Origin of the sequence: Desulfohalovibrio reitneri, assembly GCF_000711295.1 — a bacterium.
GTDB lineage: Bacteria > Desulfobacterota > Desulfovibrionia > Desulfovibrionales > Desulfovibrionaceae > Desulfohalovibrio > Desulfohalovibrio reitneri.
Genome location: NZ_JOMJ01000002.1, coordinates 1 through 11,587 on the forward strand (window position 1 = coordinate 1; position 11,587 = coordinate 11,587).

Here is an 11,587-nt window from a genome sequence, read left to right on the forward strand (position 1 = left end):
CACGGGGCCGGACGTCGGGCGCGGGCGAGCGGACACGCTGGTTGAAGTTGTGCTCGGTCTCCAGAATGTTTCTGCCCAGCTCCACCAGGTCGTCAGGGGTGAGGCGCAGGCCGTGCATGGCGTTTATGGTGTCCACCATGGCCTCGAAGGTCCGCCCCTGTTCCAGGATGGCCAGCACCACGAAGCGGCAGAAGCCGGTGGAGTCCATAGCCGCGGAGGCGATGCGCAGGTTCCGGGAGACTTGCTCCCGGCTCTTGGGTGAAAGCAGGTGGGAACCGTCGTTCGGAGACCGGAGGCGCTCGGCGGCCTCCCTCCCGTCCGCGTCCTCGCGGAGGGCTTGGTCGCTGCGGGGCCAGGCCGGATGGGGGCTGGGCGGCTCCAGCCCGAAACAGGCGGCCATGGTGGACGGGCCGGAAGCCAGGATGCGGCCCAGGTGCGTGCCCTCGCCCGCCTCGCGCACCAGCCGCGCCGCCCTTCGGCGTCGCCGAAGTCGATGACCCGGCTCGCATGGCCAGACCCAGCGCGCGGCCCGTTTCCACCGGGTCCAGGCCGAAGTCCGCTTCCAGGTGGTCCAGTTCGGCCAGGGCGTCGGGGTCGCTGATGCCGCATTCGGCGCTGTGGGACCAGGCGGTCTCGTGCCGGCGGCCAGGCGGCCGTTTCCGGCGGAAAAGGTGGCGCAGGAGACCGCGCCGCATTCCTGGGCGCAGGCATGGCCCGCCCCGCCCGGGCCGGCGGCGTGGGGCGAATCCGCCCGCCCGGTGGCGGCGTAGACCGCCAGCCCCTGCAGGAAGAGCGCGCTGGCCTCCCGGAACGCCTCTGGCTCGGCGGGGGGGCGCGTTTCCGCCTCGCCCGGGTCGATGACCACGCACTTGACGCCCTTGCGGCCCATTACCGCGCCCACGCCGCCCCGGCTGACGTGGTGAACGGGGCGGAGTTCGCGGTCGGTGGAGGCGATGGTGGCCCCAGCCAGGCGCATCTCTCCCACGGGGCCGATGCAGAGGCAGGCCGCGCCGCTCCGCCGTTCCCCGACCCAACGGCACAGGGTGTGGTTGGTCACCCCGCGCAAGTCATCGGCCCCGGCCACCCCAACGCCGTCCTCGCCGATGGTCACGGCGTACAGGGCGCCACCCGGCGGCGCGCCTTCAAGCACCACGGCCGCAACGCCGAGCCGTCCGAGATATTGGGCTGCCCGGCCGCCGGGGTTGGCTTCCTCCAGCAATCCGGTCCAGGGGTTCTTGCAGCCCACGGAGAGGCGGCCGCAGTTGCTGGCGGCCGTGCCGGACATGAGGCCCGGCGCGATGACCAGCTTGTTCGCGGGGCCCAGGGCCTCGCAGTCCGGCGGCACTTCGTTGGCGATGATGGCCGTGGTCAGGGCGCGTCCGGCGAGGCCGGCGTACTTGCCCAAGGGGTGCCGGACGGCCCGGGGGCCGCCCTCGGCGGACAAGTCGATGCGCAGGATCGTCTCCACCACGGCTCCAGGCGGTCGGTCAGCTTTGGCGCATGCGTGTCAGCATCTCGTCGAGCCTGCGCAGGTGCAGGCGCTCCTCGTCTATGCAGCGCTCCACCGCGCCGCGCTCCTTGGCCGGGACCATGTCCCGCATCTCCATGAAGAACAGGATGGTGTCCTTCTCGAAGCCCATGGCCATCCGGATGGCGGTGTCCGCGTCATCCGCGTCGCTCATGTACTTCTCGGCCAGGCCGCCGTTGAACAGGGAATGGGATTCGATGAGCGAGCGCAGGTAGTCGGCGTACTCCTCCTTGGTGGACCAGGCGGGCAGCTCGACGCTGCCGAGCCGTTCCAGCAGGTTGGCGAATATCTCCTCGTGCTTGCTCTCCTCGTCCGCCAGGTAGCGGAAGAAGTCGCGCAGTTCCTCGTTCTGGGCCTTGTCCGCCACCCGCAGGTAGAACTCCCGTCCCTTCTGTTCGATCTCAACGGCCGCCTTGGCGACCTCGTTGGCGTGGAAGAAGTGAGCCATGGTTTCTCCCGTTTGCTGTCTTTTCGTCTCCCCCGGTCCCGCCTACAGTTCGTTGGGCAGCTGCTTGAGTTCTTCGTAGGTGAAGACGGGTCCGTCCTTGCAGACGTATTTGGTGCCGATGTTGCACCGGCCGCAGATGCCCACGCCGCATTTCATGCGTTTTTCCAGGGTTGTTATGATCTGATTGTCTTGAAAGCCGAGTTTATGCAAGGCCTGGATGGTGAATTTGATCATGATGGGGGGGCCGCAGGTGACGGCCACGGTGTTCTCCGGCGAGGGCTCCATCTCCAGGAGCACGTTGGGGATCAGGCCCACGGAGTGTTCCCAGCCCTCGGACTCCACGTCCACGGTGAGCTGGGTTTTCAGGTCGTCGCGGCCCAGCCAGTCCGGCAACTCGTACTGGAAGGCCATGTCCTGCGGGGTGCGCGCGCCGTAGAGCAGAGAGATGTCGCCGTAGTCGCCCCGGTTGTCCAGCATGTAGAGCAGCAGGGTGCGCAGCGGCGCCATGCCGATGCCGCCGCCTACGAAGACGATGTTCTTGCCCTTGAGATCCTCGTAGGGGAACCAGTTGCCCAGGGGGGCGCGCACGCCGATCTGGTCGCCCGGTGACATGGAGTGCAGCTTGGAGGTCACCTCCCCGGCGCGCATGACGCTGAACTGCAGGTAGTCCATGCGGGAGGGCGGGGAGTTGATGACGAAGGTGGACTCGCCCGTGCCGAACACGGACAGCTGCCCCACCTGGCCGGGCTTGAAGGAGAACTCCTTCATGCGCTTCTCGCCCAGCACCACGCGGAAGGTCTTGATGGCCGGGGTCTCGTCGATGATTTCGGTGATGGTGGCCACGTCCGGCAGGTAGGGGTTGAGCGGCTGCATTTCGCGTTCCTTGAGCACGGGCTACTCCTGCTCGGCCGGCTCGGCGGCCGTGGCTTTGAGAACGATTTCGCGGATGTCCACGGACACGGGGCAGTGCTTTATGCAGCGGCCGCAGCCGCAGCAGGCGATGGCCCCGCCGTGGATGGTGGGGTAGTAGCTGAACTTGTGCCCCACGCGGTTCTTCAGCCTGTGGGCCTTGGTGGGGCGGGGGTTGTGGCCGCTGGCCTCCATGGTGAACTGGTAGGACATGCAGTTGTCCCAGGTGCGCAGCCTGGCCCCTTCCGCCCCGCACGCCTCGTCGGTGATGTTGAAGCAGTAGCAGGTGGGGCAGAGGTAGGTGCAGGCCCCGCAGCTGATGCATTTGGCCGAGACCTCCTCCCAGAAGCCCATGTCGTCGAACAGCTCCAGCAGCTTGCCGGGCGTCTCCGAAAGATCCGGGGCCTCGCCCAGGCCCTCGGCCGCCCGCTTGTGCACGACGTGCGCCTCGTCCAGCCGCTTCCCGGCGTCCTCCAGCAGGCCGCTGCCCAGAAGCTCCCCGCCGGTTTCGGTCACCGGCTCCAGCACGTAGCCGCCCTCCACCGGGGTCATGAGCACGTCGGAACACTCGGTGTCCGCCGGGCCGGAGCCCACCCAGTGGCAGAAGCAGGTGGAGGAGGGCCTGGGGCAGGCCATGGTGATGAAGGCGGTGTGCTCGCGCCGCGCCAGGTAGTTGAGGTCCTTGACGTCCTCGGCGTCGTACACCCGGTCGAAGGTGGCGAAGCCGCGCGCGTCGCAAGGGCGGCCGCCCACCACCAGCCTCGGCGTCTCGTCGATGGTCTCCTTGACCCGCACCTGGCTTGTGTCCGGGCTGGCCGGGTCCTTCTCGTAGCGAAAGACCATCAGCGGCTCGCACTGGGGAAAGACCGAGCCCTTGGGCGGCGTGGTGGCTTGGCGGCCCAGGGGAACCGGCTGGTCCGGGGCGAAGGGCCGAAAGACCACGGCCTCGCCCTCGCGGCGGGGGACGGCGGTCCGGCGCTCTTTGGCCAGCTCCGCCAGCCAGGCCGGGACCTTGTCGCCGGGGATGAACTTGGCTTCCATCACCACCCCCTCTCGTTGATGTTTTCCTCTTCCACCTGGAAGGCCATCAGCGGCGGCGTGGCCTCCACCTTGGTGCCAGCGCGGTAGTCGAACAGCTCCTCGACTTCCTTGTTCAGCTTGCGCTTGAGCAGCAGGAGGGGAATGCCCACGGGGCAGGCCCGCTCGCACTCGCCGCACTCGGTGCAGCGCCCGGCCAGGTGCATGGCGTGGATGACCTGGAAGAACCACTTCTCGTCCACCGTGTCCTGCTCGGTGATCCAGTGCGGGTCGCGGCAGTGGGCCACGCAGTGGTCGCGGCAGACGCACAGGGGGCAGGCGTTGCGGCAGGCGTAGCAGCGGATGCAGCGCTGCATGGCCTCACGCCAGTGCCCGGCCCGCTCTTCCAGCGGCCTGGACTCGAACTCGGCCACGTCGGCGTACTCGTCCGCCTCCGGCTCGGTCACCGGCTCGCCCACGAACTCGTCCGAGAGCAGGGCGTTGTGGTAGCGGCAGCGGCCGCACTTGTCCGCGGCCACCTCGGCCAGGGGGAACGATTTCTCCCCGCCGTCCACGGTCACTTTTACGGTGTCGCCCTCGACCCGGGCGTCCTCCACCAGGTCCAGGTCGACCTCGCGGGCGATCTTCTTCAGGCTGACCACCCCCTCGCAGGGAAAGCCGAATACCGTGATGTTTTCGCGGTCCAGAAGCTTTTCCTGCAAGAGCTCGATGACCGAGCGGCTGTCGCAGCCCTTGACCACCACGCCCACCTTCTTGTCCCGCAGGCCGGTGAGGTAGGTGGCCAGGTTGTGCACGCACAGCGGATCCAGCACCAGCCGGTCCACGTCCTCCTCGCCGCGCATGAACAGCGGCGTGGCGTGCAGGGGATCGAATCCCCGCTGCCAGCCGATGACCACGTCCAGCTCGGGCAGCCGCTCTTTGATGCGGCCTTTCATCTCATCCAGAAGGGACATGCTTCCTCCGGGTCAGGCGGCGTCCGCCGCCACGGCTTGCGCCCGGGCCACCTGCGCTTCGCTCAGGGCGGGCGCGGGGCCGAGTTCGTGGATGGCCTCGGTGAACTTGTGCACCACCGTCTGCCATTTCTTGCCTTCCGAGGCCGAGACCCAGGTGTACTCGAACCGCCGCTCGTCCATGCCCAGGATGGGCAGGAAGCGCTTCAGCACCTCCAGCCTGCGCCTGGCGTAGAGGTTGCCCTCGGAGTAGTGGCAGTCGCGCGGGTGGCAGCCCGAGACCAGCACCCCGTCCGCCCCGTGGAACAGGGCGCGGAGGATGAACAGCGGGTCGATGCGGCCCGAGCAGGGCACGCGGATGATGCGCAGGTCCGTGGGCTGCTGGAAGCGGCCCACCCCGGCGGTGTCCGCGCCCCCGTAGGAGCACCAGTTGCACAGAAAGCCGACTATTCGAAGCTCGTCACCAGTGGCTGCCGGCATAGGGCGTTGACCTCCGCGAGGATCTGGTTGTCAGTGAAGTGTTGCAGCTGGATGGCCCCCTGCGGGCAGGTGGCGGTGCACAGCCCGCACCCCTGGCAGACCGTCTCGATGACCCCGGCCTTGGGCTGGCCCCGGAAGTCCGTCTCCTCGATGGCCCCGAAGGGGCAGGTCTGGACGCACTTGCCGCAACCGATGCACCGCTTGATGTCCACCGCGGCCACCTGCGGGTCGCTTTCCAGCATGTCCTTGGAGAACATCTCCAGCACCTTGCTGGCGGCCGCGCTGCCCTGGCTCACCGAGGAGGGAATGTCCTTGGGGCCCTGGCAGGCACCGGCCAGGAACACGCCCGCGGTGTTGGTCTCCACCGGCCGCAGCTTGGGGTGGCTCTCCATGAAGAAGCCGTACTTGTCGTAGGAGATGCGCAGCTTCTCGGCCATCCGCGGCGAGCCCTTGGCCGACTCGGCCCCGGCGGCCAGCACCACCAGGTCCGCCTCGATCTCCACCTGCGTTCCGGCCAGGGTGTCCGCCCCGCGCACCACGTACTTGTCGCCCTTGGGGTAGATCATGGCCACGCGGCCGCGGATGTAGCGGGTGTCGTACTCCTCCATGGCCCGGCGGGTGAACTCGTCGTACAGCTTCCCCGGCGCGCGGATGTCCATGTAGAAGACGTAGGACTGCGAGCCGGGCAGGTGGTCCTTGGTCAGGATGGCCTGCTTGGCCGTGTACATGCAGCAGAAGCCCGAGCAATAGGGACGGTCCACCGACTTGTCCCGCGAGCCCACGCACTGCACGAAGACCACCGTCTCGGGCTCCTTGCCGTCCGAGGGGCGCTTGACGTGCCCGCCCGTGGGGCCGGAGGCCGACAGCAGCCGCTCGTACTGCAGCGAGGTGATCACGTCCGGGTAGCGGCCGCCGCCGTACTGGGCGTACTTGGAGGTGTCGAAGAGGTCGAAGCCCGTGGCCGCGATGACCGCGCCCACCTCCTCCGTGACCAGCTCGTCCTCCTGCTCGTAGCGGATGGCCTCGGTGGGACACACCTTGGCGCAGACCCCGCACTTGCCCTTGGTGAAGCGGATGCAGAAATCCGGGTCGATGGAAGCCTTCTTGGGTATGGCCTGGGGGAAGGGGATGTTGATGGCCGTGGTGGTGCCCACGCCCTCGTTGAAATAGTCCGCGGACTTCTTGCTGGGGCACTTCTCCATGCACAGCCCGCAGCCGGTGCAGGCCTCCCAGTCCACGTAGGTGGCCTTGCGGCGGATGGTGGCCGTGTAGTTGCCCACGTACCCGCTCAGCTCGTCGATCTCCGAGGAGGCGTAGAGGGTGATGTTGGGGTGCTGGGAGACGTCCACCATCTTGGGGCCGAGGATGCAGCTGGAGCAGTCCACCGTGGGGAAGGTCTTGTCCAGCTTGGCCATCTTGCCGCCGATGGTGGACTGCTTCTCCACCAAAACGACCTCCAGGCCGCCGTTGGCGCAGTCCAGCGCCGCCTGGATGCCGGCCACGCCGCCGCCCACCACCATGACCCGCTTGTTGACCTCGAAGCTCTTGGGGGTCAGCGGGCGGTCGTAGCGCAGCTTGGAAACGGCCATGGACACCAGGTCCAGCGCCTTGCGCGTGTTGGCTTCCTTGTCCTTGCCGATCCAGGAGACGTGCTCGCGGATGTTGGCCATCTCGAACATGTAGCGGTTCAGACCCGCCCGCTCCACCGTGCGGCGGAAGGTGGGCTCGTGCATGCGCGGGGTGCAGGAGGCCACCACCACGCCGTCGAGGCCGTGGTCGCGGATGGCCTCGATGATGCCTTCCTGCCCCTGCTCCGCGCAGGCGTACATGGTGTCCGAGGCGAAGGCCACGTCCGGCAGGGACAGGGCCTGCTCGGCCACCGACCCCACGTCCACGTTGCCGGCTATGTTGCTGCCGCAGTGGCAGACGAAAACGCCGATTCGCATGATTTCTCCGGTTTCCCCGCCACGCCTCAGGAGGCGGCTTCGGCGGTCTTCCGTTCGGCTTCGCGCAGCGCGAGGCCGGGGTTCACGCACAGCTTGTTCAGGCCCAGGCTGGACTCGTCCAGGCCAAGGGCCAGACCGATGAGCTGGGTGTAGTAGAAAACGGGCATCTCGTGCTGGCTCTTGGTGGCCGCGTTGATCTGCCCCTGCCGCAGGTCCAGGTTCATCTGGCACAGCGGGCAGGCCGTGACCATGGCCATGGCCTGGTTGGCCTCGGCCAAGTCCAAAAGCTTGCCCGAAAGACGCGCCACCACGTCCTTGCGGGCCACGCCGAAGGAGGCGCCGCAGCACTCCACCTTCAGCGGGAAGGGAGCGACCTCCGCGCCGATGGCCTCCATGAGCCGGTCCATGGCCACCGGGTTCTCGTGGTCGTCGAACTCCATGACCTCGGGCGGACGGTTCATGATGCAGCCGTAGTAGGGGGCCACCCGCAGGCCGCTTAAGGGGCGCACCACCCGCTCGGCCAGCTTCTCCGGCCCCACGTCCTCGATGAGCGCCTGCAGCACGGACTTGACCCGCACCGTGTTGCCCACCGGCTCGTCCAGCAGGCTGTTCACCCGGCGCATGAACTCCTCATCGCCCATCCGGTGCACGGCCGTCTTGAGGTTGGTCAGGCAGCTGGGGCAGGGGGTGATGACCGTGTCCAGGCCCATCTTCTCCACCAACCCCAGGTTGCGCGCCGCCAGGGCGCAGGACAGGGTGTGGTCCACGGTGTGCGCCGGAGTGGAGCCGCAGCAGCTCCAGTCCGGAATGTCCACCAGATTCACGTCAAGGGCCTCGCAGATGGCCCGGGTGGACTGCTCGTACTCCATGGAGGTGCCGAGGCCGGAACAGCCGGGGTAGTAGGCGTAGGCGGGGCTCACTTGGAGGCCTCCTTGTAGCGCTGGAAGATCCGGGCCACGGCCTCGCGGCCCTGGATGCGGGACGGAGTGAGGTGCAGCTTGCCCTTGGGCAGGATGCGCGGGCCGAGCTCGGCGTCCGTCCAGACCTTGCCGGTCTTGGCGATGTACGAGGTCAAAAGGCCCATTTCGTACACCCGGCCGTGCTTGGCCACCGATTCCAGGAAGCTGTCCCAGAATACCTTCACGCCGCGCTCGGTGGCGTACCCCTCGCGCCGGGCCATGTGGCGCAACACGTCCACGATCCGCGCCACGTCGATGCCGTTGGGGCAGCGCGTGGTGCAGGACTCGCACGTGGCGCACAGCCACACCGAGTGGCTGGACAAGATCTGGTCCTTCTGCCCGGCCTGCAACAACCGCATCATCCGGCTCACCGGAATGTCGAAGGCGAAGGTGTACGGACAGCCAGCCGTGCAGTTGCCGCACTGATAGCACAACCGCACCCGCTGCCCGCTCTCCTCCTCGACCTGGCTGATGAACTCGTCATCGCGGGAATTGGAAAGATCGAGTATTTCCATGGAGTCGGTTCTTTGTTGAAGGTTATGTACAGGTCGCCGAGGCGGCCGGTAGTCCAAGGAGCGGTTACGTCCGTTAGCTCCCCCGGGAATCGCGGAAGGCCGTCCTCGGCGGTCGGTTCCGCTTGCCGCCATGAGGCGCGGCGCAAGGCCAAATGGAGGGGGGCCGTGATGCTCAATGGGAGAGGCAGTATTATTTGGTGTCTTTGCCGCCCGCTGTCAATGGCAGCCGCACAGCCATTTTCCCAGTGATCGCGGAATACAAGGCGCGTATGGCAGTCATGGCGAAGCGTGGTGGAGACTGGTCCGGTATCCGTGGATTTTCGTGAGCGGAGGCAAGCGGGATGGTCGTGAGGACGTGCGTGTGGGGATTTTCGAGGTTCTCGAAAGATGGTCGTGATTTCGAAGCGGAAATGTTTTTTGATCTTTTCGGGAAGGCCGCATGACGGAGATGCACGCGATCATACCCGCAGCCGGGCATTCCTCCCGTATGAGCGGGTTCAAACCGCTCTTGCCCCTTGGTGATGAAGTCGTGGTGGAGCGGCTGATTCGGCTGCTGCGCGATGTCGGGGCGCGGCGGATCGTGGTGGTCTGTGGTCATCGCGCCGGGGAGTTGGAGCCGGTCGTGCGGGAGTCCGGCGGCGAGGCTGTGCGCAACCCGAAGTGGGAAAGCGGCATGTTCTCCTCGGTGCTGGCAGGACTGCAAGCCCTGGAGGGGGAGGAGGGGCATTTCTTTCTGTTGCCCGTGGACGTGATGCTTGTCCGGCGTGACACGTTGCAACGTTTGGCAAAAGCCCGGACAAAGCTGTGCGAATCCGTACTGCATCCGATTTTCCAGGGACGCAGGGGACATCCGCCCCTCATCCCGTTGTCATTGCGCGACGACATTATGAAGTGGAGCGGCGGGAACGGACTGGCCGGCTACTTTGCCCAGCGGGAGCGGCAGGCGGTGGAGATTCAGGTGGCTGACGAGCGCGTGCGCCTCGACGTGGATACCGGCGAGAACTACGCTAAGGCCTTGGACCTTTTGACCTGGGAGGACACGCCCAGTCGGGCCGAGTGCCTGGCGCTACTGGACATAACCCCGGGCGTGACGGACATGGGACGCAGGCACAGCCGTGCCGTGGCGAGGTTCGCCTTGCGCATGGCCGAAGCGCTCAACGTCGTCCGGGGGGTGGAGAATCAACTTGACGTGCGGCTGGTGGAAGCGGCCGGTCTGCTGCACGACATCGCCAAGGGGCTGCCCGATCACGAGCGGGCGGGTGGGGCCATGCTGGCGGACATGGGGTATCCCTGCGTGGGAGCGGTGACGGCGGAACATCGTGACGTTGATCCGCCAGAGGAAAGGCCGTTGGCTGAGCGGGAAGTCGTCTTTCTGGCTGACAAACTGGTTCAGGGGGACAGGCTGGTGCCGGTGCGGCGGCGTTTTCAATCCAAGATGGAGCAGCAAGCGGACGACCCCGAAGAGGTGGAGGCCATCAAAGGGAGGATGGAGCGTGCCCTGCGGGTTCAAGAATTGGTGGAGGATGAGTTGGGCGGGTCGGTGGAACGCGTCGCAGGGAAGGGCGACCCCCCTGGCTGATCTGCTCTCATTCAGGATAAGGAGCGCAGCACCTCGGCGCAGGCCGCGTCAATGGCCGCCTGTTCTTCCAGCCCCAAAACGGACGGGGAATGGAGTTGCCGCGCTTGCAGGCTTTCCAGGCGGGGGAGGCTCGCGGCCAGGGGGGGAAGGTGGTCGATGGCGGGCAGGTCCGCGTTTCCATGGTGGCGATTAAGGAAAAGGGCGCGTCGGCTCAAGCCCATCTCCTCAGCCAGGCGTGAGATATTGGCGGCCGTTTCCAGGCCACGCCGCGAAGGCTCGCTGACCACCACCAGGCCATCCACGCTTTGGATGGTGCCACGGCCCAGGTGTTCCACCCCGGCCTCCAGATCCACCAGCACGGTTTCTCCGCGTTGCAGCAGCAGATGAGCCAGCAACGCTTTGAGCAGCGAGTTGGCCGCGCAGGCGCAGCCTCCGCCCGCTCCGGCCACCGTGCCCATGACCAGCAGCCGCTTCCACCCGGGCGTCACACCGTCCTCAACGGAGCCTCCCAGGGGGAGGTCAACGCCCAGTTCTTCGGGCAGGTCGCCGACTTCCGGGTTGAGGTTGAGGTAGCCGGACCCGATTCGCTGGCGCACCAGATCCTCGCGGGTGACCAGCGGTTTCGGCAGGTCCTCGGGGCCAGGCCGGAGGCCGCGCCCAGGGAGAGGGCCGTGTCGGCGTCCACCATCCAGACGGTGTGCCCTTGCCTGGCCAAATAATCGGCCAGCCAGGTCGTGAAGGTGGTCTTGCCCACGCCGCCTTTGCCGGCAACGGCCAGCTTCATGCCGTCCTCCCCAAAACTTCCTGGAAGAAAAGGGGACCGGCCACGTCGGCCGGTCCCCACAGCCTGTATCCCGTCGTCTAGGGGGTCAGTCCGAGACCCTCGCGTTTGTCCTTGATGCGCGCGTCGATGAGGTCGGCCGCCTTGAAGGGGTCCGGCTCAACGCCGAAGCACGCGCCCACGAGATCGTCCAACCCTTCCAGGGCCAGATTGGTGATCATCTCGCTGCCGGTGATGTGCGGCGGCAGACCCAGGTGGGTATAAATGCCGCTGGCCACGGCGTAGAGCCCGATGGCCGCGGCCTTTTTCCGAATACCATTCCGGGGCGCTGGCGGCCACGGGCAGTTGGGAGATGTCCACGCCCAGGGCCTTTGGCCAGCACGGCGCAGAGGTGGATGATGCGGGCGTTGTCCACGCAGCTGCCCACGTGCAGCACAGGCGGGATGCCCAGTTT

The 11,587-nt window shown here is 67.0% G+C and carries 10 protein-coding genes and 4 pseudogenes; 1 reads left to right on the forward strand and 13 read right to left on the reverse strand.

The annotated features are described in order from the left end of the window. The 11 genes and pseudogenes from N911_RS19110 to N911_RS0100290 all read right to left on the reverse strand — a co-directional run. Positions 1-400 (reverse strand): aldehyde ferredoxin oxidoreductase C-terminal domain-containing protein (locus tag N911_RS19110; protein ID WP_425266006.1); only part of this gene is annotated, 400 nt, incomplete at its 3' end. A gap of 160 nt (positions 401-560) precedes the next feature. Then, positions 561-695, reverse strand: a pseudogene (locus N911_RS19115) (hypothetical protein); the annotation flags it as partial. Between the two features lie 218 nt (positions 696-913). Continuing rightward, positions 914-1,471 (reverse strand): annotated as a pseudogene (locus tag N911_RS19120) (aldehyde ferredoxin oxidoreductase N-terminal domain-containing protein); the annotation flags it as partial. Between the two features lie 16 nt (positions 1,472-1,487). Beyond that, a complete protein-coding gene (locus N911_RS0100255; RefSeq protein ID WP_029893257.1) occupies positions 1,488-1,976 on the reverse strand; it encodes a ferritin-like domain-containing protein in 489 nt (162 codons plus the stop codon). Between the two features lie 42 nt (positions 1,977-2,018). Next, positions 2,019-2,849, reverse strand: a complete 831-nt coding sequence (locus N911_RS0100260; RefSeq protein ID WP_029893258.1) for an FAD/NAD(P)-binding protein — start codon at positions 2,847-2,849, stop codon at positions 2,019-2,021. A 21-nt stretch (positions 2,850-2,870) separates the two neighbouring features. Beyond that, positions 2,871-3,926 (reverse strand): 4Fe-4S dicluster domain-containing protein, encoded by a 1,056-nt coding sequence (locus N911_RS0100265; protein ID WP_029893260.1) that lies wholly within the window; start codon positions 3,924-3,926, stop codon positions 2,871-2,873. Continuing rightward, entirely contained in the window at positions 3,926-4,876 is a 951-nt protein-coding gene (locus N911_RS0100270) for a 4Fe-4S dicluster domain-containing protein (RefSeq protein WP_029893262.1), read from the reverse strand. Before N911_RS0100270 ends, N911_RS0100265 begins: the two co-directional genes overlap by 1 nt. Before the next feature lie 12 nt (positions 4,877-4,888). Next, the gene (locus N911_RS0100275) at positions 4,889-5,353 is read right to left on the reverse strand and encodes a hydrogenase iron-sulfur subunit (RefSeq protein WP_029893264.1); all 465 of its coding nucleotides are present in this window, start codon (positions 5,351-5,353) and stop codon (positions 4,889-4,891) included. Then, positions 5,320-7,299: a CoB--CoM heterodisulfide reductase iron-sulfur subunit A family protein gene (locus N911_RS0100280; RefSeq protein WP_029893266.1), complete on the reverse strand. Its 1,980-nt coding sequence runs from the start codon at positions 7,297-7,299 to the stop codon at positions 5,320-5,322. Before N911_RS0100280 ends, N911_RS0100275 begins: the two co-directional genes overlap by 34 nt. 26 nt (positions 7,300-7,325) lie before the next feature. Beyond that, positions 7,326-8,219: a CoB--CoM heterodisulfide reductase iron-sulfur subunit B family protein gene (locus N911_RS0100285; RefSeq protein ID WP_029893269.1), complete on the reverse strand. Its 894-nt coding sequence runs from the start codon at positions 8,217-8,219 to the stop codon at positions 7,326-7,328. Further along, positions 8,216-8,773, reverse strand: a complete 558-nt coding sequence (locus N911_RS0100290; protein ID WP_029893168.1) for a 4Fe-4S dicluster domain-containing protein — start codon at positions 8,771-8,773, stop codon at positions 8,216-8,218. The genes N911_RS0100285 and N911_RS0100290 overlap by 4 nt, the downstream gene beginning before the upstream one ends. A 448-nt stretch (positions 8,774-9,221) precedes the next feature. On the opposite strand from N911_RS0100290, the gene N911_RS0100295 reads away from it, so the two are divergent. Next, entirely contained in the window at positions 9,222-10,352 is a 1,131-nt protein-coding gene (locus N911_RS0100295) for a DVU_1551 family NTP transferase (RefSeq protein WP_272913331.1), read from the forward strand. Between the two features lie 11 nt (positions 10,353-10,363). Here N911_RS0100295 and N911_RS16385 read toward each other — a convergent pair. Together N911_RS16385 and N911_RS17830 are read right to left on the reverse strand one after the other, a co-directional pair. Next, a pseudogene (locus N911_RS16385) lies at positions 10,364-11,136 on the reverse strand (ATP-binding protein). Between the two features lie 77 nt (positions 11,137-11,213). Next, a pseudogene (locus tag N911_RS17830) lies at positions 11,214-11,587 on the reverse strand (anaerobic carbon-monoxide dehydrogenase catalytic subunit); the annotation flags it as partial.